The sequence below is a fragment of the Auritidibacter ignavus genome (assembly GCF_003703835.1).
GTDB classification, from domain to species: domain Bacteria; phylum Actinomycetota; class Actinomycetes; order Actinomycetales; family Micrococcaceae; genus Auritidibacter; species Auritidibacter ignavus.
On the sequence record NZ_RDQR01000005.1, the window covers coordinates 96980 to 123753 of the forward strand.

The 26774-nt window shown below is 58.4% G+C and carries 21 protein-coding genes, 1 tRNA gene and 1 pseudogene; 10 read left to right on the plus strand and 13 right to left on the minus strand.

Annotated elements, in window-relative coordinates:
• Positions 1-32: 32 nt before the first annotated feature.
• From DYI20_RS04400 to DYI20_RS04410, 3 genes are all read left to right on the plus strand, one after another.
• Positions 33-2657 carry an MMPL family transporter gene (locus tag DYI20_RS04400; RefSeq protein ID WP_110098046.1) on the plus strand — a complete coding sequence of 875 codons (2625 nt, stop codon included), beginning with the start codon at positions 33-35 and terminating at the stop codon, positions 2655-2657.
• A 128-nt stretch (positions 2658-2785) separates the two neighbouring features.
• On the plus strand, positions 2786-3964 hold the full coding sequence (locus DYI20_RS04405) for a glycerate kinase (RefSeq protein WP_110098047.1): 1179 nt from the start codon (positions 2786-2788) through the stop codon (positions 3962-3964).
• A gap of 113 nt (positions 3965-4077) precedes the next feature.
• Positions 4078-4383 (plus strand): DUF4235 domain-containing protein, encoded by a 306-nt coding sequence (locus tag DYI20_RS04410; RefSeq protein ID WP_158278442.1) that lies wholly within the window; start codon positions 4078-4080, stop codon positions 4381-4383.
• Here DYI20_RS04410 and mnhG read toward each other — a convergent pair.
• The 8 genes from mnhG to dcd form a co-directional block, all read right to left on the minus strand.
• Positions 4380-4799 (minus strand): monovalent cation/H(+) antiporter subunit G, encoded by a 420-nt coding sequence (gene mnhG, locus DYI20_RS04415; protein WP_110098049.1) that lies wholly within the window; start codon positions 4797-4799, stop codon positions 4380-4382. The genes DYI20_RS04410 and mnhG overlap by 4 nt on opposite strands.
• A 6-nt stretch (positions 4800-4805) precedes the next feature.
• The gene (locus DYI20_RS04420) at positions 4806-5213 is read right to left on the minus strand and encodes an MrpF/PhaF family protein (RefSeq protein ID WP_110098050.1); all 408 of its coding nucleotides are present in this window, start codon (positions 5211-5213) and stop codon (positions 4806-4808) included.
• Positions 5213-5857 carry a Na+/H+ antiporter subunit E gene (locus DYI20_RS04425; protein WP_122548935.1) on the minus strand — a complete coding sequence of 215 codons (645 nt, stop codon included), beginning with the start codon at positions 5855-5857 and terminating at the stop codon, positions 5213-5215. Before DYI20_RS04425 ends, DYI20_RS04420 begins: the two co-directional genes overlap by 1 nt.
• Positions 5850-7589 carry a Na+/H+ antiporter subunit D gene (locus tag DYI20_RS04430; RefSeq protein WP_122548936.1) on the minus strand — a complete coding sequence of 580 codons (1740 nt, stop codon included), beginning with the start codon at positions 7587-7589 and terminating at the stop codon, positions 5850-5852. Before DYI20_RS04430 ends, DYI20_RS04425 begins: the two co-directional genes overlap by 8 nt.
• On the minus strand, positions 7574-8080 hold the full coding sequence (locus DYI20_RS04435) for a Na(+)/H(+) antiporter subunit C (protein WP_122548937.1): 507 nt from the start codon (positions 8078-8080) through the stop codon (positions 7574-7576). Before DYI20_RS04435 ends, DYI20_RS04430 begins: the two co-directional genes overlap by 16 nt.
• The gene (locus tag DYI20_RS04440) at positions 8080-11238 is read right to left on the minus strand and encodes a Na+/H+ antiporter subunit A (RefSeq protein ID WP_122548938.1); all 3159 of its coding nucleotides are present in this window, start codon (positions 11236-11238) and stop codon (positions 8080-8082) included. The genes DYI20_RS04435 and DYI20_RS04440 overlap by 1 nt, the downstream gene beginning before the upstream one ends.
• Positions 11239-11527: 289 nt before the next feature.
• Entirely contained in the window at positions 11528-12880 is a 1353-nt protein-coding gene (locus DYI20_RS04445) for an MFS transporter (RefSeq protein WP_110100722.1), read from the minus strand.
• Positions 12881-12894: 14 nt separating this feature from the next.
• Entirely contained in the window at positions 12895-13476 is a 582-nt protein-coding gene (gene dcd, locus DYI20_RS04450; RefSeq protein WP_122548939.1) for a dCTP deaminase, read from the minus strand.
• Positions 13477-13607: 131 nt separating this feature from the next.
• Between dcd and DYI20_RS04455 the strand changes: the two genes are divergently transcribed.
• Positions 13608-13678, plus strand: a tRNA-Gly gene (locus tag DYI20_RS04455).
• A 679-nt stretch (positions 13679-14357) separates the two neighbouring features.
• Entirely contained in the window at positions 14358-16673 is a 2316-nt protein-coding gene (locus DYI20_RS04460; RefSeq protein WP_166769850.1) for a LamG-like jellyroll fold domain-containing protein, read from the plus strand.
• A 107-nt stretch (positions 16674-16780) separates the two neighbouring features.
• Here the strand turns inward: DYI20_RS04460 and pdxR are convergent, their stop codons facing one another.
• Positions 16781-18172 (minus strand): MocR-like pyridoxine biosynthesis transcription factor PdxR, encoded by a 1392-nt coding sequence (pdxR, locus tag DYI20_RS04465; RefSeq protein WP_147472515.1) that lies wholly within the window; start codon positions 18170-18172, stop codon positions 16781-16783.
• Positions 18173-18270: 98 nt separating this feature from the next.
• Between pdxR and pdxS the strand changes: the two genes are divergently transcribed.
• From pdxS to DYI20_RS04480, 3 genes are all read left to right on the plus strand, one after another.
• Complete coding sequence (gene pdxS / locus DYI20_RS04470; RefSeq protein WP_122548942.1) at positions 18271-19185, plus strand: pyridoxal 5'-phosphate synthase lyase subunit PdxS; 915 nt, start codon at positions 18271-18273, stop codon at positions 19183-19185.
• A 209-nt stretch (positions 19186-19394) separates the two neighbouring features.
• The gene (locus DYI20_RS04475; protein WP_122548943.1) at positions 19395-20702 is read left to right on the plus strand and encodes an NAD(P)/FAD-dependent oxidoreductase; all 1308 of its coding nucleotides are present in this window, start codon (positions 19395-19397) and stop codon (positions 20700-20702) included.
• Between the two features lie 108 nt (positions 20703-20810).
• The gene (locus DYI20_RS04480) at positions 20811-21821 is read left to right on the plus strand and encodes an AEC family transporter (protein ID WP_208392140.1); all 1011 of its coding nucleotides are present in this window, start codon (positions 20811-20813) and stop codon (positions 21819-21821) included.
• A 677-nt stretch (positions 21822-22498) separates the two neighbouring features.
• Here the strand turns inward: DYI20_RS04480 and DYI20_RS04485 are convergent.
• Together DYI20_RS04485 and DYI20_RS04490 are read right to left on the minus strand one after the other, a co-directional pair.
• Positions 22499-22876, minus strand: a complete 378-nt coding sequence (locus DYI20_RS04485) for a hypothetical protein (protein WP_122548944.1) — start codon at positions 22874-22876, stop codon at positions 22499-22501.
• A 60-nt stretch (positions 22877-22936) separates the two neighbouring features.
• Positions 22937-23536: a hypothetical protein gene (locus DYI20_RS04490; RefSeq protein WP_122548945.1), complete on the minus strand. Its 600-nt coding sequence runs from the start codon at positions 23534-23536 to the stop codon at positions 22937-22939.
• Between the two features lie 363 nt (positions 23537-23899).
• Between DYI20_RS04490 and DYI20_RS04495 the strand changes: the two are divergent.
• Together DYI20_RS04495 and DYI20_RS12170 are read left to right on the plus strand one after the other, a co-directional pair.
• Positions 23900-24516: pseudogene (locus tag DYI20_RS04495) on the plus strand (recombinase family protein).
• Positions 24517-24903: 387 nt separating this feature from the next.
• Positions 24904-25485 carry a hypothetical protein gene (locus tag DYI20_RS12170; protein WP_147472516.1) on the plus strand — a complete coding sequence of 194 codons (582 nt, stop codon included), beginning with the start codon at positions 24904-24906 and terminating at the stop codon, positions 25483-25485.
• 559 nt (positions 25486-26044) lie between these two features.
• On the opposite strand, the gene DYI20_RS04510 is transcribed toward DYI20_RS12170, so the two are convergent.
• Complete coding sequence (locus DYI20_RS04510; protein WP_122548949.1) at positions 26045-26290, minus strand: hypothetical protein; 246 nt, start codon at positions 26288-26290, stop codon at positions 26045-26047.
• A 312-nt stretch (positions 26291-26602) separates the two neighbouring features.
• Positions 26603-26773 carry an integrase core domain-containing protein gene (locus DYI20_RS04520; protein WP_122548950.1) on the minus strand — a complete coding sequence of 57 codons (171 nt, stop codon included), beginning with the start codon at positions 26771-26773 and terminating at the stop codon, positions 26603-26605.
• Position 26774 lies beyond the last annotated feature (1 nt).

Below are 26774 nucleotides of genomic sequence, written 5' to 3' on the forward strand. Positions count from 1 at the left end.
CCTAAATATCTCGAACTTGAGGACTATGTACTGTGGCTAAACTTCTGAACAAACTTGGGCTGGGCGCCGCCGCTCGCCCGTGGACTGTCTTAATATCCTGGCTGGCGCTTGTCGCCATTGCCGTGATTAGCTTTTTCACTTTTGGTGGTCAGCTACAATCGACCATCACCATTCCCGATACTCCGACCGTGCAGGTCACCGACCGACTCGAGGAAGAATTCCCCGATGCCGCCAAGGGCACCGGGCCGGTCGTGTTCCGCACCGAGGATGGTTCGGAATTTACCGACGAGCAAAAGAACGAGATCGGGGACCTGCTCACTGATCTCGATGAGCTCGACGCGGTGAACGAAACGGTGAATCCTTTCGACACCGAAGAGCAACGACAGGACCAGATTCAAGAAATCGAAGATGGTCAACAACAGCTCGACGACGGCGAGGAGAAGCTGGCCACCGGTCGCCAGGAGCTTGACGACGCTCGCGAGCAACTGAGTGCGACTGAACAGGAGCTGGACGAAGGCCAAGAACAGGTTGACGCCGGCATCGAGCAGGCCGTGGCTCAAGGCATTCCGCAAGAAGCCGCCGAGCAACAGGCTGCCCCGCTGCAAGAGCAGATTGATCAGGGCCGCGAACAGCTCGAACAAGCCCGTTCTGAGTTAGCGACTCAAGAGGACGAGCTGGACGAGGCGGAGCAAGAGATCGAGACCAATCGCGACCAACTTCAGGATGCCCAAGACCTTCTCGATGCCTCAGAAGGTTTCTCACTGGTCTCAGAAGACGGTACCACCGTTGAAGCGATCATCATGTTCAATAAGCCTCCGCTCGATATTGAAGAGGAGGACCGCGAGGGCGTCATGGCCGCCCTCGAGGAAGCCGAGATTGACGGGGTGGAAATCCTTCCCACTCAGCAGGTGTCCCAGACGATCCCGCAAATTATTGGCCCGACTGAGATCGTCGGTATGGTGGTGGCGGCCATTGTGCTGTTCATTATGTTGGGTACTTTCGTCACCGCAGGTCTGCCGTTGCTGAACGCACTGGTCGGCGTCGGTGTGGGTGCCGTCGGTTCCCTGGCCTTCTCCTCCGTGGTGGAGATGGTCTCCATCACCCCTGTCCTGGGCATCATGCTCGGCTCGGCCGTGGGTATCGACTACGCGCTGTTTATCATCAACCGGCACCGCCAACAGCTCAAATCCGGCATGGATGTGCGTACCTCGATTGGTTTGGCCAACGGAACTGCTGGTACCGCAGTGCTGTTTGCTGGGTCGACCGTGGTCATCGCCCTGCTAGCCCTGGGCATTACGGGTATTCCGTTCTTGGGCCTGATGGGTCTTGTCGGTGGGGTCTGTGTGCTACTGGCTGTGCTGGTGGCTCTGACGCTGACCCCGGCAATGCTGTCCTTCATCGGCCCGCGTGCCTTGAGCAAGAAGGAACGCCGGAAGCGAGACGAACAGCACTCAAGCCAAGCCAAGCACTCTGCCGAGGAATCTGATGAAGGCTCCTCCTCGCAGATTACCGGTCACCATGACCCCCAAACCCAGCCCATGTCGTGGACTCGTGCGATCGTCACCGCTGTGGCTTCGATCGCTGTGCTGGGCATCTTGGCCATCCCGGCTTCCCAGATGCGACTGGGCCTTCCCGACGGTTCGGCTGAACCTGAAGGATCGGCCGCGTATGAGTCCTACATGGCCATCGATGATGCCTTCGGTCCCGGACGTAACGGCCCGTTGGTGGTTACCGCGGATCTGGAAGAGGACACCTCGGATGATGATGCGATGACTATTACCGCGGAATTGGCCACCCAAATCTCCGAGATGGATGGGGTGGACCAGGTAGTTCCGGCGGGAACCAATGATGACAACTCCATCTTGGCCCTGCAGGTCGTCCCCGAAGAAGGCCCGAACGAGCCTTCCACGGAGGACTTGGTCTACGAACTGCGCGACACCACTCCGGAAACCAATGCCTCCGACCTGGGTGTGGCTGGTATGACCTCCGGGTTCATCGACATCTCCGATGAACTCGCCGAAGCTCTGCCCGTCTACCTGGCAGTCGTGGTGGGTCTGAGCTTGCTGATCATGATCGTGGTTTTCCGCTCTTTGGTGGTCCCGTTGATCGCCACCGGTGGTTTCGTGCTTTCCTGCTTGGCCAGTATGGGTGGCGTGGTCGCCATCTACCAGTGGGGTTGGCTAGATACCATTTTCCAGGTCTCGACCCCCGGCCCGGTGCTGAGCTTCCTGCCGACCATTCTGATCGGTGTGTTGTTCGGTTTGGCCATGGACTACCAGTTGTTCATCTCTACCGGTATGCGTGAAGCCTACGTCCACGGATCTGACGCACGCACCGCGGTCATGCAGGGCTTCAAGTCCGGCCGCTCGGTGGTCACTGCAGCGGCGATCATTATGATCTCGGTCTTCGGTGGTTTCATCTTCGCCGATGATGTGATGATCCGCCCGATCGGTTTCGCGTTGGCCTTCGGTGTATTGCTGGACGCCTTCGTGGTCCGCCTGTTGCTCATGCCGGCTCTGATGCACCTGGTCGGTGCAGGTGCCTGGTGGTTCCCGAAGTGGCTGGACAAGATCGTGCCGAACGTTGATGTCGAGGGCTCGTCCCTGGACGAAGAGATCAGTCGCAAGGAAAAGGACGACGCAACGGCTCAGGCCTAAGCACTGATCCGGTTAGCACGTTTTCTTCCGGTGGCCCGGTGGTTCCTCTGTGGGGAATTACCGGGCCACCGGCGTTTAAGGGCACCGGGGTATCCAGACCCGCGGTATCCAGTACTGTGGACCTCAGGATGAAAACTGTGCTGATTGCCTCCGATTCGTATAAGGGAGCCGCCACCGCTGCGGAGGTCTGCCACGCCATTGCTACCGGTATCCACCGTGCTGATCCCTCGATTGTCGTGCGCCAGCTTCCGCTGGCCGACGGCGGAGAGGGCACCGTAGAGACTGTGTTGGCTGCTCGAGGTGGCCGACGGGTCACCGCAACGGTCACCGGAGTCTTCCCCGGCGATACTGTCAGGGCCAGCTATGCGCTGCTAACGGAGACCACCGCGGTGATCGAGATGGCCGCCACGGCCGGGCTACCCTTGGCTGCCGGACATCTGGATCCGGGAGCTACCACAACCCGGGGCGTGGGCGAGCTCATCCGGCACGCAATCGAGTCTGGGGCAACTGAGTTACTGATCGGTGCCGGCGGTTCGGCGACGCATGACTTGGGACTTGGTGCAGCCTGGGCGTTAGGGGCCCGGTTTTATACCGCTGAGGGCGAGGATTTCATCCCCACCGGGTCACGATTGCGCGAGCTCGATCGTGTTGATGTCTCGGCGGTGGCCGACACTCTCGGTTCCGCCCGGTTGCAGGTGCTGTGCGATATTGACAACCCGCTGACCGGACCGCAGGGGGCGACTGCGATATTTGCCCCACAGAAAGGCGCTACCGACCGCCAACTGATCGACCTGGAGGCCGGAATGGTTCACGCCGAGGCGGTGATCGCCCGCGACACCGGCGTGTCCGTGGCTCAGCTGCCCGGTGCTGCGGCCGCCGGAGGTCTCGCCGCAGGGTTAGCAAGTGTGGCCGGGGCGAGCGTGGTCTCGGGCATTGCAACCTTGCTCGATCTGCTGGCTTTTGAAGACCAGCTGACCGATTGCGATGTGGTGCTCACCGGTGAGGGACGTCTTGATGGCCAGTCGTTGTCCGGTAAGGTCCCGGTCGGGGTGGCTCGCGCGACGCGTACCGTGGCTGCACGTACCGGCCGGGCTATCCCCGTGATTGCCCTAGCTGGGGCACTGGGCGATGAGCTCGAGGACCTCTATGCCGAGGGTCTGACGGCGGTGTTCCCCATTGGTTCCGGTCCCCAGAGCCTGCAGGCGGCCATACGTCAGACCACCGATGATCTCACACGAGAAAGTGAGAACTTATTCCGGCTGTTGCGTCGCGTCGGGACGATCGGCGTTCCGCAAGCAAGCCAGTAGTTGTCTCAAAAGGCCGTGGACTCGCTAAGCTGGTAGTCGGCAACCCTCTCCCGCAGGAGAGCTCGGTCCGGATGCGCTGGACCCGGTCATCAACACAGAAGAAAGCAGGAGTGATGGATAGCAATAAGCTAATGCAAAAGGTTCTGACCACCGGTGTCTCGCTGGCCGGCGGTTATCTCGGCACCAAGATCGTCGATCTGGGCTGGAAGGCTATGACCGGTGAGAAAGCTCCGTCGGAAGACGATGAGCAACAAACCTCGATCGCGAAAATCGTGACGTTCGCGGCGATCTCGGCAGCGATCTCGTCGCTGATTACGTCCGGTTCTCAGCGCGGTGTCCGCAAGGCCATGGAAGCCCGCGCCAAGAAGCAGGAGAAAACCAAGCGGACCGCGCGTCGAGTCGGCGACGCCGAAGTCTAGGAGTTCTGGGCTGGCTTCTGGGCTGACTCGTCAGGTTGATCGTGATCAGCGCGCTGATCTTTTTCATCCTGGCGAGTAATCACTTCAGCCAGTTCATCCACATAGAGCAACTCCGGGTCCAGATGCCGGGAACGGTAGGTGGCTCGACCCACCAGGTGCGCCGAGACCGGTGCGGTCACCAGCTGTAGTACCCAGGCGACGACCAAGACGGGAACCCACCACCACGACTGCCAAATGCATCCCAGGCCGGCCAATGCCGTTAACAGACCGAATACCTGTGGCTTGGTTGCTGCGTGAATACGCGAGAGCACATCCGGGAAGCGCAACAGACCGATTCCTGCCGTGGCTGACTGGGAACAGCCCACCACAATGAGAATCGCGCCGGCGATCTCCCACCCTGACTCAAATTCGATCATAGTCGATCACTCCCCCTTTCCCTGCTGTGGCTTCGACTGCTGGGGCCCGATCTTGGAAGCGCGTCGGCCCGGCCCCTGTGCGTGACCGACATAGGTGTCTTTGTGGTCTTGGGACTCCAGCCGTTCTTCGGAGGCCCCCGGGTTGGCGGTGGTACCGTCCACGGTGAAGCGGGACAGGGTCACCGATCCGACGAAGCCAATCACACTGGCAACAACCACAAACATGATGTAGTCAGTCAGCCCGGTCAGGGCCATGATGACCACCAGCGCTGAGGAGACCGTAATCAGTAGCACGTCGGTGGCAATGGCACGATCCAAGGTCGCCGGCCCGCGTGCGATGCGGTAGACCGAGGCCAGCGCACCGATCGCCAAGAAAACCAGGCAGATCCAGCCTGCCAACTGAAGGACATGCATCAGCGCTCACCTCCCGGGTGTTGAGTTTGGTCTGGAGCAGGCTCGCTGGTGTCGTGTTCCCCACGAATCAAGGCGTAGTCCTTCTTAGACCCGATGGCTCGGATGATGTGGCTCTCGATATTGTGTGAATCGCGTTTATAGTCTTCAGCGGCTTGATCATTGGGCACATCCAGCACGTGTAGGTAGAGGGTGGAGGTGGTTCGGTCCACGTCAATGACCAAGGACCCGGGGATCAGCGCGTAGGCGTGAGCCACCAGGGTAACCACGAGGTCGTCGTGGCTACGTAGCTGGACAGCGAGCACCGAATTGGTGATCCGCGGGCCTCGGACGATGGCTTTAATCCCCACATCGATCGAGGCCCAGGTGATCTTCCACAGGAAGATGAACAGGAATTTCACCGCGTAGTAGAAGTTGAACCGGTCGCCGAAGGGAATCGGTGGCAGGCGGAAAATGAACATCACCAGCACCGCGGTGATCGCGCCCATGATGATTTGTCCGATGCGGAAGTCTTGCCACAGCGCACACCAGATCAGCACCAGGAGCAAGAACATGGGCCATTGGGTCCACCAGGGTGGCTTATTTTCAATGACGCGCGCGTCCGAGTCGTTCTTGGGTGTCGACGCGGGGGGTGCCTGATCATTCATCGCGAGCCTCCTTCCTGCCCAGAGTCTCTGATGTAGCATCCGATGCGCCGGTGGCAGCATCGGTGGCTTCTTCGGGGTCATTGTCGTCTTCACCGGCACCATTCGAGGACTCGGAAGCTAATTCGATGCCATATCCGTTGAGTTCCTGGAGGTCTTCGGCGGCTTGGGCGGCTGCCTCATCGCCGAGCACGGATTCAATATACGGGGTGCGAGCGAGCATATCTTCGGCCGCCTGGTCCGCGAAGCTATACAGTGGGCCGGCGACCACGGTAAGGCCTACACCCACGGCGACCAGTCCGACGGTGGGGGCCACCAGGCCGGCTAGGTTTTTGCGGATGGGTGGCTGGTTATTCTCGGCGGCTTCGGCTTCTTCGGACACGCGCAAGGTGGCATCTTCGACGTCCTCAGCTCGGCGCCAGAAGACGCGGGCCCAGATCCGGACCATCACCAGTAGGGTCAACAGGGAGGTGACTACCGAGGCAATGACGAGGGCGAAGGCCAACGGGGAGCCCTCCCCCACACCGGCCTGTAGCAGACCGACCTTGCCGATAAATCCGGAAAACGGCGGGATACCCCCGAGGTTCAGGGCCGGAATGATGTAGAGCACCCCGATCAACGGTGAAATCTTCAGCATCGAGCCCAGGCGGTCGATATTGGCGGTACCGGCCCGGTATTCAATGAGCCCGGTGACCAAGAACAGCGAGGTCTGGATGGTGATGTGGTGGACCACGTAGAACACGGTGGCGCCCAGCCCCACCACATTGGCTAGGGCCAGCCCAAAGATCATGTAGCCGATATGGGAGACCAAAGTAAACGACAGCACACGTTTGATATCCGACTGCACCAGGGCACCGAGGATACCGATCACCATGGTCAGCCCGGCGACCACCAGCAACAGATCGTTGAGCCGGTTGCCTGGGAACAGCAGGGTTTCGGTGCGCACGATGGCGTAGACACCGACCTTGGTCAGTAAGCCGGCGAACACCGCGGTGACCGGGGCTGGGGCGGTGGGATAGGAGTCAGGCAACCAGAACGACAGCGGGAACACGGCGGCTTTAATCCCGAACCCAACCAACAACATGATGTGTAGCACCTGTTGCAGGTCGGGGTCGAGTTCGGCGAGTTTGACCGCCAGATCGGCCAGGTTCACGGTTCCGGTCGCGCCATAGATCATCGCGATCGCGATCAAAAAGATCACCGAGGAGATCACTGAGACCACGACGTAGGTGACACCGGCGCGGATCCGTGGGCCGGTCCCGCCCATGGTCAGCAACACGTAGGAAGCCGTCAGCAGGATTTCGAAGCCCACATAGAGGTTGAAGAGGTCTCCGGCTAAGAACGCGTTGGACACCCCGGCGGTCAGGATCAGGTAGGTGGGGTGGAAGATCGAGACCGGCCGGGGCGTGTCGTCATCGCCGATACCCTGTGCGGAGGCGTAGAGCAACACCGCGAGCACCACAGTGGTGGCAACCACCAGCATCAGCGCCGAGAACCGATCGACCACCATCACGATGCCCCAGGGGGCTTCCCAACCGCCGAGGAAGACGGCGTTGGCGCCCTCGTTCCAGGTGGCGATCAGTAGCGCGACCTCCAAGAGCAGGGTAACCACAATGGTCAGCACGGTCACCAGGATTTGGCCACGCGGACGTCGGACCAACGTAAAGGCGAGGGCGGCGCCCAGGATGGGCAACACGACGGCCAGCGGGGCCATGGAGATCACATCGAGCTGCATGAGCGATCAACTCCTGTTGTGGTGGAGCCGGACTCGGCCGAGGGCGCGTCGTAGGCCATGTTCGGGTCCTGGTCGTCGTCAATAAACTCGGATTCTTCCTCGCGTAGCTCGGCATCATCTTCGGCGTCGTAGGTGGGTTGCTCGGCCACCTTGACGTCTTCGACGTCAACGGAAACTTCATCGCGACGGGCCAGCACCCAGGAGCGGTAGATCATCGCCAGCAAGAAGGAGGTGGTGGCAAATGAGATCACGATCGAGGTCAACGTGAGAGCTTGTGGCAACGGATCGGCGTATTCATCGGCACTGACCGAGTCGCGCACGATCGGGGGCCAACCGGCGGGGCCGGCCATGATGATGATCAACAGGTTGGCTCCGTTGGTGAACATGACCAGCCCGAGCATAATGCGGGTCAGGGTCCGTTCCATGACCATATAGACCGCACCGGCGAACAGTGCTCCCATGATGATCAGCAAGATCGCATCGATCGTCATCAGCGACCACCTCCGGTTCGCGGTTGTGCTGTGGACTGAGTACTGACCTGCTTGCGACGGGCCTCAGCTTCTTCGCGGACGGCCAATTCCTTTTCGTACCGACGGTCGACCTCTGCACCCAGGGAACGCAATACGTCGATGACCAGGCCGATCACCACGAGGTAGACCCCGATATCGAAGATCAATGCCGAGGCCGCGTGGACGTAACCGAAGACCGGTAGCGTGAATTCAAAGTCGACCTGCTGGAAGACCTCACCGCCGAAGAACAGCGGGATGATCCCGGAGATGGCGGCCAGCGCCAGTCCGGAGCCCAGCACCACACCGGCGGGGATGCGCACGGTTTGGGCCAGCTCATAGCGGCCAGCGGCCAGGTACCGAATGGTCAGCGCCAGACCGGCCAGCAGACCACCGGCGAAGCCACCGCCGGGGACGTTGTGTCCGGCCAGTAGCAGGTAGATCGAGATCAGGATGATGATGTGGAAGATCAGGCGGGTGACCACTTCGAAGATGATGGAGCGACGTTCCGGCGCCAGGGTCCGACCGGCGATCAGCCACGGGTCACGCGAAACCGTCGAGAACCCACGCACCACCGAGATTTCGCCGGTGCTCAGCGACGCGGCTTTATGGTTATAGCGTCCCACCGAGCCGGGTTCCACATCGGCCAATGAGTGGTGGCGGAAACGCTCCCGGGTGGCGATGAAGACCAGCGAGGCCACACCGGTGGCGGCCGCGGTGAGCACCGTGATTTCGCCGAAGGTATCCCAGGCGCGCATATCGACCAGGGTGACGTTGACGATGTTGTAGCCACCGCCTTCTTCGGCGGCCAGTTCCGGCATTTTCAGTGAAATGGGGTCCTGCACACGGGAGGCCAGCACGGTAGCAGCCAACCACATCATCACCAGACCGAATCCGATCGACAAGAGCGCGCGCGCCCAGCGGTTATTGCGTCCATGTAGCCCGGTGGGAACCCGCGGTGGCAGTACCCGCAGGCCCAACACCATGGCCACCAGCACGATGGATTCCACCAGCAACTGAGTCAGGGCCAGATCCGGAGATCCGCGGAGCGCGAAGATGGCGGCCAGCACGTAGCCGGTGGCTGAGACCAGCATGACGGCCATGAAACGACGACGGGCCCAGACGGCACCAGCCACGGCAATGATCATACAAATCGAGGCCAGCACCAGACCCGGTGATTGCTCCAGTCGCCAGTCGCCGAAGAAGGCCACGTTGGGCAGGCTGACAGTGGTGGGATCGTTATTGGTCGGGAACAGCATGGCCAGCAACGGTCCCACGGTGGCCACGGTAAGAATGATGAACAGGTAGAAAGCCAGGTCACCGCGCTGGGTGCGACCGGTGACCCAGACAGCAAAGGCATCTAGACGCTGCAGGGTCCAACGATAGACTTTGGCCGAATCCACCCAGGACGGTACGGCATCTTGTGCATGCCAGACCCGGTCTTTGAAGGCGTAAAGCACCAGACCGACGAGAATGATCGCGATAGAAATTGCCAGCACCGGGGTGAATCCGTGCCACAGCGCCAGGTAGGCCGGATCGTTCTCAAAACCGGCTAACGGTTCGGCGGTTTGGCCATAGGCCTCGGGCAGGGCACCCATCAATCCGGGAACGAAGGCGGCGACCAGGCTGATCACGCTCAGCACCGCTGCTGGGGTGGTACCCAGGATCGAGGCCGACTTTTCGACCGGGGTGTCTTCCATCTGCTGGGTAACGCCCTGGTCGTCCACGGTGGTCTTAGTGGCGAAACCACCCCAGAGGAACCGTGCAGTGTAGGCAACGGTGAAGACCGAACCCAGTACCGCCACGGCGAGTGGCAGCCACGCCCAGACGATACCCCAGAAGCTCGGGGCCGCATACGCGTCAGTGGCGACTTGTGAGTGGACCTCGCCCCAGTGCAGGGCTGATTCCAGCACGGATTCTTTGGCCACGAAACCAAAGAACGGTGGGATACCGGCCATCGACAACGAGGCCAGCAGGGCGAAGGCAAAAAGCCACGGATGGTTTCGGCCCAACCCGGACAGACGGTTCACATCGCGCGTTCCGGCCATTTTATCGATGAGGCCCACCAGCATGAACAGGGGTGCTTTGAACAGCGTGTGGGCCATCAGCATGGCCAGTCCTGCCATGGCGGCGTCGCGGTCACCCAACCCGTTGGCGATCATCAAGAATCCCAGCTGGGAGACGGTGCCGAAGGCCAGGACGAGTTTGATATCGGTTTGACGTAGGGCTCGCCAGCCGCCGACAAGCATGGTCCACATTCCGACCCCGAGCACCATCACTTGCCAGACTGGCATGTCGGCGTATCCGGGGGCTAGTCGTGCCACCAGATAAACACCGGCTTTGACCATGGCAGCCGAGTGCAGGTAAGCCGAAACCGGGGTGGGGGCTGCCATAGCCGCGGGGAGCCAGAAGTGGAAAGGCACCTGGGCGGATTTAGTCAACGCACCCAGTAGCACCAGGCCGATGGCCCAGCCCATAAAGGCTTCCGAGTAGGGGCCAGTCAGGAGTTCTTCGGAACGGTTGACAACCTCGGAAATCCGGTAGGTGCCGGCTGATTCACCGAGCATCATCAGTCCGACCAGCATGGCCAGACCACCGAAAGTGGTCACTATCAGCGCGGTAATCGCGGAGCGACGGGCGAAGATTCGTTGCCCGGCGTAACCGATCAGCAGGAAGGACAGCACCGAGGTGATTTCCCAGAAGATGTAGAGCACCAGTAGATCATCGGTGGTGACCAGCCCGAACATGGCGCCGGCGAAAGCCAAAAGTTGAGCACCGAAGGTACCGTTGCGCGGGTCGCCGGCGCTGAAATACCGAGAGCAGTAGACCAGCACCAGAGCGCCCACACCGAGCACGATCAGCGACATCAGTGCCGCCAGGGTATCCATCCGGAAGGAGAGTTCAACGCCGATCTCGGTTAACCACGGGTAGGTGCTCACCAGCGGGTCATTGGCGGCATCGGCGGCTGCTCCGGAGGCTAAGAGTTGCTCGGAGTGGAGAATATGTGGCATCTGGGTGAGAACCCAGATGAAACCGGCGGCTGGAACCGCAGCCAAGACAAAGAAACCAGCCCGATCGGTAACTCGGAAAATCCAGGGCGCGACCAATGCGACGGCGAACAGTGCAATCAGCACAATGAGCACGGTCGTCCTCCAGAGCAATTATGGGGCAGGCACCCTTCTTACTTTAGCGCTTTTCGGTGTGGTCGATTGTCACAGGACGTCGTCACCGACGATGCCAGAGGGCTTTAAATCTGCCCACAGAGACGTTATTCCGGTCGTAACGAGTCAGCCCACAGCATCAGAACAGACCCCGGGGTTCCCCGGCATTTTGGGGTAGCACCGCCATTAACTCGGCCATATCGCCTTGAAAAATACATCTTTCATTCAGGTTCCAGTACCGCTGGTTGCCAATTCACGGTTATGAAAAATTTCACAGGGTCCGTGAAGTCACCTTCGGATCCCGGACCGGAATCAGCAACACGGCTCCGGCTAGCAGAACCAGCATGATGGCAGGAATCATGGCGCGGGAGTCTCCCACGATCCCGACGAACAAAGCGATGAGTGCGGGTGAGAGGAAGGAAACCGAACGCCCGGTGGTGGCGTATAACCCGTAGATTTCACCGGCCGTGTCAGGAGTCACCAGTCTTCCCAGAAAACCGCGGGATGCCGACTGCACCGGGCCCACGAAGAAACACAGCAATAGTCCACCGACCCAGAACGCTCCCGCACCGTCGAGGAAGAAAATCGTTCCGGCCAAGACCAAGATATCGGCCAGTGAGATCCAGATGACCCACTTAGGCCCGAGCTTGTCATCCAGGAACCCTCCGGAAAAAGCGCCGATGGCTGCGACAACATTGGCGCCAATACCGAACAGCAACACGTCGCTGGCGCTGATGCCATAGACCGTGGTGCCCAAGACTGCGCCGTAGGCGAAGATTGCACCGGTGCCGTCGCGAAAGACCGCCGAGGAGATCAGGAAAGCTAAGGTGTTGCGGTCTTCACGCCACATACGCACCAGAGTGCCCCAGAGTTGGCGGTAGGATTCCACCACGCTAGGAGAGGGTTCGTGTGCGTTCTTCTGAGCCGACTCAGCCGAGTTGGTGAGGTCAGCCCCGACGCCACGCCGTTGAGCGAAGAGCACAGGCAAGGAAAACAGGAGAAACCACCCGGCCGCGATGACTGCCACGATACGAATGTTGAGCATCTGCTCATCAGGGACCCCGAACCAGTGTGGCCCCTCGGAAATGAAGCCCAGGTAGAGCAGACCCAAAAGCACTATTCCACCGAGGTATCCGCAAGCCCAGCCAATACCCGAGATGCGTCCGATCGTGGACGGCGTGGAAATATCGACCAGCATCGCGTTGTAGTGGACTTCGGCGTATTCGAAGAACACGTTGCCGGCTGAGAGCAGAATGACTCCCAGCACCAGGTAGGTTTCCTGCGGTTGGACGAAGAAACAGCTCGCCATACACGCCACCACGAGCGCTGTGTTCATGCCTAACCAGAGCGTTCGTTTCCCGCCGCGGTCGCCCCGCTGGCCAATCACCGGTGCGGTCACCGCAATTAGTGCGCCGGCGACCGCGTTGCCGGCTGCCAACCACGAGGTGCCTCTGCCATCGGGACCGAAAACCTCAGAGCTCAGATACGTGCCGAAGACGAAGGTCACCATCACGGCATTGAAGGCCGCCGACCCCCAATCCCACAGCGACCACGCCACCACACGCAGACGCCGCGACGTTTGGCGGGACCCGTCAGGAACGTGTTGGAGGCTGGCGGAGCTCATGGTCTGGAATCCTGTCAGCGTTCGATCGTGGTGCGGTAGAAATTCAGATGGCTCCGCGACGCGGTCGGCCCACGCTGACCTTGGTAACGGTTGAGATTTCCGCCGGAACCGTAGGGCTCCTCGGCCGGCGAGGAGAGGTTGAAGAAGCACAATTGGCCAATCTTTGACCCCGGCCAAAGCTTAATCGGAAGGGTGGCCATATTGGACAGTTCCAAGGTGATATGACCGGAAAAGCCCGGGTCGATAAATCCGGCGGTGGAATGCGTGAGCAGCCCGAGCCGTCCCAGCGACGACTTCCCTTCGAGTCGCGCTGCCACGTCGTGGGCGATCGTGACTTGCTCGTAGGTCGCACCCAGCACAAACTCCCCCGGGTGCAAAATGAACGGCTCATCCGGGTCTACGCTGACCAAACGGGTCAGATCTGGTTGCTCTACCGAGGGATCGATGTGCACATTGCGGTGATTATCAAAGAGACGAAAGAACCGGTCCAAGCGCACATCAATACTGGCCGGCTGGACCATGTCACGGTCCAGCGGATCGAGTTGAATACGGCCAGAATCCAAGGAGGCCTTAATATCGCGATCAGAGAGAAGCACGAATCTAACCTATCTCAGTTAGCAACTTCAGACTTAATGGCACGTGCCAATGTCAGGTTTTGCCACACCGGGGTGATGGCACATCGAAAGTCAACATCTGGTACCCTCTATATGTCTCTGATGTGAGATCTGCGGGCGTAGCTCAATGGTAGAGCGCTTGCTTCCCAAGCAAGATACGCGGGTTCGATTCCCGTCGCCCGCTCGTTCAACGTTCCCGTCGCCACCGGGCGCGCAGAAAAAATGCGGTAGATCTGCTCGGACGCGATAGGTACCCACAGCGATTGATGGCCCGGAGAGCCCTGCGCCCTTCACAATAAGGTTATGCCGACCATGTTGTCCCTGCCGGTGGCGAGGTGGCCGGGACTTTTGTTCCGGAACTTTTCCGGGGCAGTTAGAAATGACAACCAATCCCCCGGGTCGCTCGATACACCCGAACCCCGATAAATGCGGGGTGTCGCTGATCAGTTCTTCGCGATGCTACGCGATGTTTGACGAGCAAATCACGAACTGATCGAGGCACCGACGCATCCTGGCCCGGGGCTTTTGCTCGCCAGTGGACTACCGGAATTTCGGGATGTACAAACACTCATCACGTCCAGACCGATCCTCGTGGCGCATACCATCCGTGAACTCGACACTGGGATGAAGAGTCGCTGACGGTGTCGCGTTCAACCAATGACCGGGCTTGGAGCACCGCTGTTCGCACCTCGTGCTAACGGCCGCACCGCACAATGCAAGGTCCACAATGACCAAAACCACATCGGCCTGACAAGGAGTTTTATCAGAGTTCCGGTGTTCGGGAGGCCGGCGTTACCTCGTATTTACGTACCCGGACCACAGTGCACACGTACCCAAAAAATTACTCACACCTAAGGAGTACTGTGCCGTTGAATCACGCGTTGCCTCGCTGGCTGACAGTAGCCGGCGCAAGCATCAGCATTGTCGCTGCGTCCCTGATCACCATTCCACACGCCACCGCCAGCACTGCCGAGCAACCAGCGTCCGAAGACCTGGCTTCCCGCTTTAGTCTCGGGATCCTTCCCGACACCCAGTTTTACTCACGCTACGCCACTGAGGAAACGGGAGACCTATTCAACGCCCGTTTTGGGTCCGAACCCTACGATGTCCAGACCGCATGGTTGGCCGAGCACGCCAATGAACTCAACATGCCACTGGTCACCCATTTGGGCGACGTGGTAGACCAGGCCCATGTTCCTGCAGAATGGGACGTCGCAGACGCGGCGATGAAAAACCTGGAAGATGCCAACGTTCCATATTCTGTTCTTCCGGGCAACCATGATCTGACTTCTGACGGGTCAACCCCCTATCTCGATCATTTCCCCACCTCTCGCGCAGCTGAACAGGAAACTTTCGCCGGACGCTCCCCGGACGAACACAGCGAATACCACATTTTCGAAGCTGAAGGCCAAAAGTTTTTGGTCCTCGCCCTGATGTATCACGCTGATGATGCCACGTTGGAGTGGGCATCTGAAGTCCTCGACCAACACCCAGATTTGCCAACAATCCTGACCACCCACGAGTACTTGGGACTCGACGAAGAACGCACCCAGGTCACCGATACGGAGTACGGTCAGCACCTCTGGAACACTCTCATTGCTGACCACGATCAGATCTTTATGACCCTCTCCGGTCATAATCACGGTGCCGGTTACCGGGTTCAGCAGAACAATGCCGGCCACGATGTCGTCGACATCCTGATGGACTACCAGATGGCCTACCAGGGTGGCAACGGTTTGATGGGCGTGCTGGAATTCGACCTGACCAATAACCGTCTCCAGCTGGAGGCGTTTTCGCCCTGGGTCAGTGTGAAGCCGTACGAGACGCTGACATCGTTCGACGACCTCTTGCTTCCTGATGAACCGGATAGCTGGACCCTCGACTTCGATTTTTCAGAGAGGTTCGCAGATTTCAATCCTGATTTCATCGCTGGCACCCCCGACGAGCAACCTCTGGCTGACCGCGCGGTGTCGTTGGTTTCTCAAGGCTACGTCCCCTATGAGCCGGAAGAAGCAGATCTGCCAGACAACCGGAACGACTATCCCGAGGTTGACGGCACGGTGGCGCACTGGCGACCCGGTGACATCGATCAGGAAGATGGCAGCGTCATTGGTATTGGGGGCGTTATTCCCGATATCACCGCTGACCAGCACTTCACCCGCCAAGAAGGCATCAACGGCGCAACAGAATCCGATGTGACCCTTAGCAAAAGCACGCACCCGCTGTCCTCTGACGGTGCCGCGGTCTGTTTTGCTAACGCCGATAAGCACTTTGGTGGACGTGACGTCTCACGACTGAATTACTTCACCACCGACAATGACGCTACGATCAACAGCGAAACCTTCGACAACGGTTATACCGCCGAAACCTTCATTCGCGTCGACGAAACCTGGTCTGCCGACCGAAACCCTTCCATGACGGCGTTCGGCCGCATGGGCGAGCGTAACAACATCACCCAAGGCGGTGGCATGGACATGCCCGTCAACCTGGCATTCTCCGATCTGCAGGAGTTGCAGTGGTCTTCCATGTCCAACCAGCTCGACAGCTCATCGAATTGGTCCCACGAAGTACCCAAAGCTGAGTGGGTCCACGTGGCTGTGGTCAATGACCCGGTTGAGCAAACCGTGACGATGTATGTCGATGGTGCACCGATTCTGCGTAACGTCATCAACGCCACCGGTATTCAGCACGATGACGGCAAACCCTGGATTCTGGGAGCTGGCCTATGGGGCGAGGAGCTGACCGACGGATGGAACGGTTGCGTTGGCGAAACGCGTCTGGTCACCAAACCCCTTGAAGAGCGCCAGTGGTTGACGGCACGCGCCGCAACCTCGGCGCCTGCTCCGAGCGAGGAGCCCTCGGAGGAGCCATCTGAAGGCACCAAGAAACCCGCTGAAGAACCCACCAACAGTACTGAACAACCAACCCAAGAGCCCACTAACAGTGACACTCCCTCCGAACAACCCACCGACAGCACCACTGAGCCGACCGCTGAACCAACCAGCGCCGAGTCCTTAGCGACGGAATCACCTGAGTCCGACGCAACTGAAGAGGTAGCAACTAGCGACAATCTAGCCCGAACCGGTGCCAACGTGTTCTGGCTCATTGGAGCAGGTGTTGTTGCGATTGCTCTGGGAATCATTTTGACGGTGGTATTGCGTCGTCGTAACGTCTCCTAAAAGCCACCCCCGTGTGAGGTCACCGCGGTGATCTCATCAGCGTCAGGCTACGGAGCCCTTGCTCCGTAGCCTGACGCCTTCTCTGTGATTAGAGCGTCATGTCGCCCTCATCCCCGCAGGATCTGCCCGAAGGCGTGGCAGGCTTGGTGAAAGTTCTCATCACGACCTCCCCCGAGACCGACCAACACCATATTGGAGGACACATCGGCGTGTAAAGGCTTGCCTCTGTGGTCGGAAATGCTCCAGTACTCTGGGTCCACCACCGCCCCTAGGTGCGCGCGACGGAATTGTTCGGTCAGCTCCAGAGAGGTAAGGGGCAGACCATCGTCCAGATAAACCATGGCGTTACTGCCACCATGTCGCTCGTCCATGGTGGCGGTAACAGGTAGTTCTGCCCCGAGGATCTCACGGCGTCGCATGGCTCGGTTTCGCTGGTGCGCCAGATCGCGAGAGTACTCTCCGCTATCGAGCAAAATCCGCCAGACGGTTTGAATACCGGACCCTAGAGCAGGACCAATATCTTGGCGGGCATGCCGAAGTTCTTCGGCCAGCCCACTTCCAGCCACCACGAAGCCTCCACCTAGCGCTTGTGGAGCTGTCGAGGAAAACGATCCCAAGGTCACCACCCGTTCAGAGTCCAAGGAACTCAACAGCGGTAGGGGTTCCCCGGTGTAGCGCAACGCAGCGTCGTAGTCGTCCTCGATGACCCAGGACCCAGTGGCACGAGCCCATTCCACCAGTTCGAGACGACGTTGTAGCGGAAGAGATGCCCCGGAGGGATATTGGTGACTTGGCGTGACGATCACCGCGTCGAGGTTGTCGGGCAGCCGGGAGGTGACCAGCCCCTGCTGGTCTACCTCCAGCCCGGTCAGTTCAGCTCCGAAACGCGCCGCCAGGTGATGTAGGGAAGCATAGCCCGGGGATTCCACGCCGAGACGGGGCCGGTCTTCCAGGGCAGCCAAAACCAAAAGGAGACCTTCTCGAGCCCCACCACTGACGAACAAACGGTCAGGATCGACAACGGTGGCTCGAGACAACCGCAGATATTCCGCGAGCGCATGGCGCAATCCCGGATCTCCGTGCACGCCGACCGGTGCAGCGTGCGCCGCTTGTCGCCAGGCTTGTATCCAACTGCGCCGGTGCGACAGCTCGCTGAGGGTCACGCCGGGAGTCAGCGGCAAGATGTGATGGAGCGTCGGCTGTGAAGGCTGGGTCCCGGCACCAACCTGCCGGGCCGGCATCGGTGGCAAATCCGGATGCACCACCGTACCGGCCCCTTGCCTGCTCGCGCAGTAGCCTTCCGCAACGAGTTGTTCATAGGCGCTCACGACGCTTCCACGAGAGATGTTCAGATCCCCAGCCAGCTGTCGGGTCGAGGGCAATTTATCGGAGGCGCGAAGCACCCCGGACAGGATGAGATCACGCAGTTGCCGGGTGAGCTGAACTGGGATGGATTCAGCGGTATCGGACGCGATCTGCAGGCTCGGGAAGGCTGTCATCACCACCCAGTCTAAGCGCCTTCCCGCAAACTGGTCCGAAGAACTGGCACGAAACTGGACCTACGATTGGTCCGGTAACGGTCCTACAGTAAGGAATCATGACTGACATTAACACCACACAGCACCATGCTCAGACCTTTTCGTCCGCCACTGTCCGCCGAGGCCTGGCTGACCAGTTCATCGGTGGCGTCATCATGGACGTCGTCACCCCCGAACAGGCCACCATCGCCGCCCACGCAGGAGCCAGCTCCGTCATGGCCTTGGAACGCGTCCCGGCCGATATTCGCGCCGAAGGTGGCGTAGCCCGCATGTCGGATCCCGACTTGATTACCGGCATCATCGAAGCCGTCGACATCCCGGTGATGGCCAAGGCGCGTATCGGTCACCAGGTTGAGGCTCAGGTTCTGGAGTATTTAGGAATCGACTTCATTGACGAGTCCGAGGTCCTCAGCCCCGCTGACTACTCCCACCATATTGATAAACACCAGTTCAAGACCCCGTTCGTCTGCGGTGCCACCAACCTGGGTGAAGCCCTTCGTCGAATCGCTGAGGGAGCAGCGATGATCCGTTCGAAGGGGGAAGCCGGCACCGGTGATGTTTCCGAAGCCACCAAACACATCCGCAAGATCAGCGGAGAAATTGCCCAGGTGGCCGCCCTGCCTGAGGTAGAACTCTACGCTGCAGCCAAGGACCTGCAGGCTCCGTTGAACCTGGTCCAAGAAGTCGCCGCCACCGGCAAATTGCCGGTTCCGCTGTTGGTCGCCGGCGGGGTCTCCACTCCTGCCGATGCTGCCTTCATGATGCAGCTCGGCGCTGACGGCGTCTTCGTCGGATCCGGGATCTTCAAGTCCGGCAACCCTGAGGCTCGCGCCCAAGCGATCGTCAAGGCCGTTCAGAACTACAACGACCCTTCTGTGATTGCTGAAGTCTCTCGCGGACTGGGTGAAGCCATGGTCGGCATTAACGTCGCCGACCTGCCGGCTCCGCACCGTTTAGCCGAACGTGGCTGGTAAAAACCTCACCACCATTGCACCCTGGCACTGCTCACATCGGACCGGAGTCACTAACGGCTCTCCGGTCCGATGTGCCGTGTCAGGTCATCTCACCCGGATCATCCCTGGTGGTGGTGTGGGTGTTCTATGGTGGAAGAACTGGTACCTGGTCAGAGTGAAACAACAACGAGGTGGTTTCACTCACTGAGCACGAGAGGTTGAAGTCTTTCATGGCTGAATCAGCTACATCAACAGCCCGTTCCGTGGATGTCGCCGTTTTTGGGGCCGGTCTTATCGGCCTGTGCACCGCCTTTGAGCTCACCCGCGCGGGTCATAAGGTCACACTTTTTGATCACGAGACGTTGGGCTCCGGCGCAGCCCGTGGTAACGCCGGTGAAGTCACGCCCCTGCAGGTGTTGCCCATGCCCGAGCCGAAGCAGTTAAAGGAGATCTTCCGGGGCGTGGCATCCAATAGGCACTATTTGTCGATTGACCCCACCGCTCTGCCGTGGTTGTCTGCTTTCGGTCTGGGCTTCATGTCCAACTGCACTCCGGCAGCAGTCCGACGGAACACCCGGGACTTGGACCAGCTGGTCAACGGCATGATCGCCGCGTTCGATTCTATGGCCACAGACGGTATCGACTTAGGCGGTGGTGGCACCGGCTTCCTCAACACCCACAACTCCGTCGACGCACTGCGTGATGCCCGGGATGCCCAGGCGGCACGGGCCCGCCATTTGGGCACCCCCGAGCCGGGCCCGATCATGCTCGATGACGAACTTCACGACTACGAGCCCTTCCTGAAAACCTCGGTGCGTGCCGGATTCGTGGCCGAAACAGAACGGTTCTTGGACCCGGACATCTTTGTCGACTCGTTGATCGACTGGTTGCGCAAGTCGTCGGTCACCATCCACGAACACGCCACCTTGACCTCGATCTCGGACGGTACTGCCACCGTATCCTTCGGCGGTGATTCGGCAGGGTCTTCGTCTCAGCGGGAAGAAACCGTGGAGTTCGACCGTGCGGTGGTGGCCATCGGCGCTTGGTCTTCGCTCACCGAGATCCCCGGCTTGGACGTCATGAAGTCCGCTCATGTGACCTCCGGTGTAGGCTACTCCTTCCGGGTCGACCCCGAGATCCTGCCGAAGAACCTCGTGTCTTCCCTGGACTACAAAACCATCGGTGTTCCCATGTCTGGCCACCTGCGCGTGGTGGGCTTGATGGATTTCTCCCGCAACACCGTTGAGCTCAAGAACTCGCGGATGAAGCACCTGCACCGAGAGGCCGCCGCCTTCATGCAAGGGGTGGGCAACCTGCCCCGCACCGAAGAGTGGTCCGGGCCTCGTCCGATGACACCGACCGGCCTGCCAATCATCTCAGCTCTGCCGGATGCCCCGCGCGTCATTGTGGCTACCGGCCACAATATGCACGGGTTGTCCCTCGGCCCGGTGACCGGTGAGGTCGTGTCTCAGATCATTGCCGGCCAAGCCCCTGAGGTCGCCGGCAAGACCCTGAATATGCGCCCCTTCGCGCTCTAAACACCTCCCTCGACCCAGGCCGAACGCCCTCCCGCTCCGTAGATGTAGCAAACGCTGGTCTAAACTAAGGTCAGCGCACCACGCGCTGGAACAGTCAATAGCGACACAATGCACAAGCGGGAGGGCGATTTTTTCGTGGCCGAGGTGATCTCTGGGTTCACCGTCATTTGGGTGATTATCCTCGTCGGCTACCTGGTCGGGAAAACCAGGGTGCTCGGCCCCCAAGCCCAGCAGGTGCTGTCTCGCACCGCTTTCTTCGTCGCCAACCCCGCGTTGCTATTCAAAACCCTGTCGGAATCCGATATCTCGGTGATTCTCGGCCCCCAACTGTGGGTCGCCGCCATCTCGGCATTCACCGTCCTGGTGGTCTACCTGGTGATCTCCCGCTTCGTGATTCCCGCCGGCACCTGGTCAGAACGATTCATGGGGGGCATGTCATCCTCCATGGTCAATTCCGCCAACCTCGGCATCCCGATCTCGGCCTACGTGCTGGGCAACCCTGCCTGGTCTGCTCCGGTGATCTTGTTCCAGCTCGCCATCTACACCCCCATCTACGTGCTGGTACTGGACACACTCACTGACCGCGAACAGCGTACCGATCGGTCCTCCACAGCCCCACGCAAGGTACGCCCCACCGGATTTCTCACCGTCATGGCACGGATGCTCGTCAGCATCGTGAAAAACCCGATGATTATTGGTTCGGGCCTGGGTATCATCTCCGCTCTCACTGACATCCACTTCCCCGGCCCGATCGATGAATCCATCACGCTAATCGCCGGGGCCTCCATCCCAGCCATGCTGCTCGCCTTTGGCCTGTCCTTGGTGGGTTCCAAACCCCTCGAGAAAGATAGCCGTCGTCGCAGTGCCGTGTTGATCGGCTCTGCGCTGAAACTGGTGCTCCACCCGGCTTTGGCCTGGGTGCTGGCCCAATTCGTCTTCGGTTTGGACGCCATTCATGTCTTCACCGCTGTGGTGCTGGCCTCTTTGCCGACCGCCCAGAATGTGTTTGTCGCCGCCAGCCGGTACAACACCGGTATCGTAGTCTCCAGGGATACTGTTCTTGTCACCACCATCGCCGCCATCCCGGCCACGATCCTGATTGCGGTGCTACTGGCCTAGCTCTTGGCCTGATCGGCGCGAGACAGGTGTCATCTCTGCTGCTGTTACTTCCTGGAAAGACCATCACTCGTGAGCTCGCACGCCACCGTCCCAACCCCGGACAGTGACCAATCACTTAACTGCACTTCGTGAGATTGGAGTGCTCCCCGAATAGGGGGGTGGAAATGCCGTAAGCGGTATATGGTTCCCCCGCCCCCTTGTGGGCGGGGGAAGGTTTATTCAGAAATTGGATAAGATCTAAAACGAGTACGGGAAGGAATGCGCACCCTATTACTTTTTGATGGATTATTGCTGAGATTGTTATTGATGAGTGCAACAAGGATAGCGTCACAAACGCAATTGAGATAGCCGAGTTCGGCGTAGGGTCGATCGTGCATTTGCCAATAGCTATTGAGAACGTCGCTGGGAAGGCTGCTGTTTTAGGCTCCGGTCCGCAATAATTGTCCCATACGGGTGTGCCATCTTTTATAGCTGTAATGTTCTCACACCTCGGCCCTTTAGCATATTGAGTAATTGTTGGCAGTGGAGATGCAGGTCGCACCACAAAGTTGAGTCACCCCCGAGCACTGCAATGAGATGTTTCACCATGCAGAACTCGAGGGTGATTAAGTTAGTTATAAGAGGTCAAGGAAGTGTGGTCATCATTTAATTACTGACGTTGTATGCCATCCATCGCTTTAAGAAGAAGCACTTGCCGGGCTATCTTCAAGCGTTCGTTCCTGTGCGCTGCGACTTAGAACGTACCAGACGGCGACACCAGTAATTATTGACAGAAGTGGCGTCACATATGCGGTAAATTCTGATCCTCTCAGAAGTAGCGCTCCGACACTGACGATCGTTCCGACGATGCCGACCCATATCCCTTTATTGCTATTGCGTTTCTGAGAATCAGAAAGTCGCCTATCGTACATTCTTCCTATAACGATAGCCAAGATGATTAATGGAATACCAATGATCCAGGCATAAAAGGCTTCCATGATGCCAACAACAGCAATAATAGCAGCGACTATAAGCCCCAGGATGAGTGGTAATAGGTCTAGACGTTTATTCGTCATGTGCTATTCCCTTCCTCACCTTAGTTTCTCACTCCATGAAACCGTAGCTGACTTTGTGCTTTAGCATCCTGCATTAAAGTCAGGGACGGTGCCGATAACTGTAAAAGCAGCTACACAGGCTAAAGCCGCCCCTGGCCCAGCCAGCCCAAGAGCTCCGCAGAAAGCTGCTTCAGTGGCAGCCCACGCATAGAGTGCAGCCCAGGCAGAGGGGCATTGCGGGAAGTCTTGAGTAGATATTTCACCGCTGTTGTTTAGGTCAGGATTAATATTGACTTCCGGTGCGGGATTGCCGTGTTTGTCTGTGCCTGCAGAGATTGTAAGTTCGCCGCTTTCCAGTACCTCCACGAATGCTTGAGCAGCATCTGGATTGAACTGAGTTGCGAGAACCTGTACTTCTTGCTCAGCATCGAAGCCCTCATAAGAGTTGAGGTATGCCATTAGTAGTGGTGAGGATTCGAGAATTTCCACCGTTTGGTTGAATTCTTCCGGGTCGGCCTCACGAGCTTCGTTGATGGTCTCTTCTGCGGTAGATGTATTTGAAGCTTGGAGGCTCGCAGCGCTAGAAGATGTTGCGCTGATCATTACCAATCCGATACCCAATAAGAACGTGAGAAAAACGTTGATAGCTCTTCGGGGAACGGTCGATAGGGTGCTGTGCATTATCGCTCTATTCTCCTTGGAGTTTGGATGGGCCTGCTCCCATCACATAGCCACGCTAAACTCCTCGCCTAAGTCACGCAAGATCCGGTTTCTTGCTATCTTTTGCGGGTGTGGTCATTTTCAGAAGTCTTTTGCAAACTCGAGCGCGCATCTCTGCGGTTTTGCATTCGTCCTCTGAGTGCTTGTTAGGAAGTAGCCGAGGCAGGTTCGAGATTCCAGCAGACTGTATGTCACATCAGTTACCAAAGCCCCTGTTTGCATGACGTAGAATAGATGACGGGTTATGTGACAAGTTTCGTAAGTGGTCGCCTTGTCGCCGGATTGTCACATTAACGATCGAATATATGACAGGAGCAGACCAGGGTGTTGATCGGGTACGCGAGAGTCTCAAAACCGACGGCTCCCAAACCACAGACTTGCAACGAGATGCTTTACTTGCTGCCGGTGTTGATCCGGAGCAGCTTTACGAAGATCAAGCTTCTGGCAAGCAAGACGATCGACCACAGCTGGCAGCGTGTCTGAAAGCACTACGGTCTGGGGACACGTTGATCGTGTGGAAGCTCGACCGGCTCGGTCGGGATTTACGTCACCTGGTCAACGTCGTCCATGATCTGACCGACCGTGGCGTGGGGTTGAAGGTGCTCACTGGTCAAGGGGCGGCCATTGACACCACCACTGCTTCCGGCAAACTGGTGTTTGGCATTTTCGCTGCTCTGGCAGAGTTTGAACGTGAACTGATTTCTGAACGCACCAAGGCCGGACTCGCTTCAGCGCGAGCACGTGGCCGCAAAGGTGGGCGACCCTACAAAATGACGCCAGCCAAAGTCCGCCTGGCCGCAGCGTCCATGGGCCAACCGGGTACCAAGGTCGGTGAGCTGTGCAAAGAACTCGGGGTAACCCGCCAAACCCTCTACCGGCACGTCTCTCCGACAGGAGAGCTCCGTCCCGACGGGAGAAAAGCCCTCGGTATCGGTCTGTGAAGCCGCCTTCTGAAATCGGTGCAGTCAGCTTCTGAAAAATGACATCAGGACAGGCTGATGCTCAAGACGGGAGGGTGACCTCAGAAAACGGCAGGTTATTTTGCCAACACTAGAGAAATAGCGCTTAATGTGATGTGTGTTACACAAGGTTACTAGAGGTAATTTAAGACTTTTCAGGAAACCTCAATTAGTCGTTGACTGAGATCGCAGTGTATCGCATTATTTGAGGGAACTGAGTAGAGATTTTTGCAACGTTTTTCAAGTGTTCGCTGAAGAAATGATCTCTTACGCTGGAATGACAGGCCACTCACCAAATAGGTTGAAGGGACGAAGGCCATATTTGCCAAATCGTTTAATAACTTCCGCAGGCTTATAGGGGCACTAGGAGTGGCGACTCTAGCGCTCACTGTATTTTTGGCTCAACCTGCTACGGCCACACAAGATTCTACCCTCTCGTCTTCAGAACAAAAAACTGCTCTTGAAGAGATCAGCACAGATGACCTTCATCAGCTTATTGATATTTCGAAAGAAGCAGACCCCGCGGGGCATGAAGCACGTGCTGAATTAGTTCGTTCTTCTCACGTAAACGTAGAGATGCCGACAGGATTCTCTACGGGTGACGCTGATTTGGACGCCGAAGTTCTCGCTACTGTGTTTGATGACTACGAAGCGTTGGCCGGTATTCTTGATATGTACGACGCCGGTGCTATAAACGTTGAAACTGATGCTAGTGGAATCACGGTCTGGGAGTTTGATGAGGACGCATTCGGTGTTTCAGGTTCCGGAGAAATAGGACCTCAGAGTGAGACAATGCCTCAGTATCCATCAGCGTGGGCTGCTGCCATTGCATGGATAAGTGCCAACGTCGGAATGTGTGCGGCGCTAACTCCGGTTCCTCCAGCAGCAATCGCCTGTGCAACGGGCTTTGGTATCGGCGGTTTCATTATTGATGTCAATCAGGGATGCTGAAAATAACCTGGTAGAAGCCGATTCAAGGAGGACCTATGCGGGACATATGGAATGTTGTAGCGGCTATCGCTATGGGAGTAGTCATATGGTCACTGGGCGTTATTGACTTAATGGGGCAATGGTGGATACCCGCTGTGTTAGCTGCTGTGGTCGTCGCTGCGATGATAGCAGCTCAGATGAGCGGACCGGATGACGTCAAACCGTCTTCGCGGCGCGTTTTGACTCTAGTAGTGCTGATAGCTGTGACCTTTATGCTGGTGCCCCGATGGGACTGGCAAGGATTGCAAATGATTCCGCTGGCGCTGCTGAGCATTGGCGCTGCTGGAAACACCTGGTGGGCACTTCACGTGCACCCTGAACAACCACAAGCACCCCGGACTAGCCAGTCACAACACGCATAACGTCCAATACAAGAATTCGTGGCCATCGACAAGGTTGTCGATGGCCACTGTGCATACAATTCAGGCCTTCGACGGCACGCCCTGCAGAAAATGTGGTCGCAAAATGCCGGTAAATTACCGCTCATTTACCGCACGAATACCGCAATTAGGGGACGACGTTAGTCGCGTCCGAAGCGCTGGTAGGCGGCCTGCCGGGTGGTTTCCAGTGCTGCGCCGATGACGGTCCAGGAGTCTCCCGCCTCTCTCGCTTGCTGCACTGCTGCCCGGAGGTCGGCTTCGGCTTGTGCCAGGTTGGCTCGAGCGGTGCGGATGTTGCGGAAGTGTGTTGCGTTTTGGACAGGGGTGACTGCTGGGTCAAGATCCTCAAGACCGGTGGCGTTATTGGTATGTAAATGGGTGCTCATGGTTCTCACCTCAGATAGTCATAAAATTTGGGACGTAAGGCGTCAGCGTGAATGATTCGCAGCGGTGTTTGGGCAGGGACTGCCACGACTTCCATGAGGTTTCCTGCCTGATCTGGACCGATCAGTCAGAGGCCGTTCATCCCCGTGGTGCTCGTATTCCACGAGGCGTAGCGCGTTGTCGTAGGCATGGAGCACATCGGCTGTGCTGTAGCCGTGCTTCAGCGCACTCCGCAAAACCTCCATACTGTAAAGATAACATTTACAGTGAGTGAAAACCAGTCAACTGAAGCGCCCTGGGTTTTGTTCCGCTTGTTATACGGGGCTTAGGGCTTGTGCCTGGGTCATATGGTAGCTGGTTTCGGCTTCGGTCGGGGTCTGGTAGTTCAAGGCTTCATGCAATCGGGTGGTATTCCACCAGTGGACCCAGTTCATCGTTTCGAATTCCACCTCAGTAGCTGACGGCCAAGCGGGCCGAGCATAAATC

Coding starts and splice junctions, on each gene's coding strand:
- pdxR (WP_147472515.1), bottom strand. CDS start 18,172: ATGACAGCCTTCCCGAGCCTGCAGATCGCGTCCGATACCGCTGAATCC.
- mnhG (WP_110098049.1), bottom strand. CDS start 4,799: ATGATCGAATTTGAGTCAGGGTGGGAGATCGCCGGCGCGATTCTCATT.
- DYI20_RS04425 (WP_122548935.1), bottom strand. CDS start 5,857: ATGAATGATCAGGCACCCCCCGCGTCGACACCCAAGAACGACTCGGAC.
- DYI20_RS04405 (WP_110098047.1), top strand. CDS start 2,786: ATGAAAACTGTGCTGATTGCCTCCGATTCGTATAAGGGAGCCGCCACC.
- DYI20_RS04475 (WP_122548943.1), top strand. CDS start 19,395: ATGGCTGAATCAGCTACATCAACAGCCCGTTCCGTGGATGTCGCCGTT.
- DYI20_RS04490 (WP_122548945.1), bottom strand. CDS start 23,536: ATGCACAGCACCCTATCGACCGTTCCCCGAAGAGCTATCAACGTTTTT.
- DYI20_RS04445 (WP_110100722.1), bottom strand. CDS start 12,880: ATGAGCTCCGCCAGCCTCCAACACGTTCCTGACGGGTCCCGCCAAACG.
- DYI20_RS04410 (WP_158278442.1), top strand. CDS start 4,078: ATGGATAGCAATAAGCTAATGCAAAAGGTTCTGACCACCGGTGTCTCG.
- DYI20_RS04435 (WP_122548937.1), bottom strand. CDS start 8,080: ATGACGATCGATGCGATCTTGCTGATCATCATGGGAGCACTGTTCGCC.
- DYI20_RS04430 (WP_122548936.1), bottom strand. CDS start 7,589: ATGCAGCTCGATGTGATCTCCATGGCCCCGCTGGCCGTCGTGTTGCCC.
- DYI20_RS04420 (WP_110098050.1), bottom strand. CDS start 5,213: ATGCATGTCCTTCAGTTGGCAGGCTGGATCTGCCTGGTTTTCTTGGCG.
- DYI20_RS04510 (WP_122548949.1), bottom strand. CDS start 26,290: ATGAGCACCCATTTACATACCAATAACGCCACCGGTCTTGAGGATCTT.
- DYI20_RS04480 (WP_208392140.1), top strand. CDS start 20,811: ATGCACAAGCGGGAGGGCGATTTTTTCGTGGCCGAGGTGATCTCTGGG.
- pdxS (WP_122548942.1), top strand. CDS start 18,271: ATGACTGACATTAACACCACACAGCACCATGCTCAGACCTTTTCGTCC.
- DYI20_RS04485 (WP_122548944.1), bottom strand. CDS start 22,876: ATGACGAATAAACGTCTAGACCTATTACCACTCATCCTGGGGCTTATA.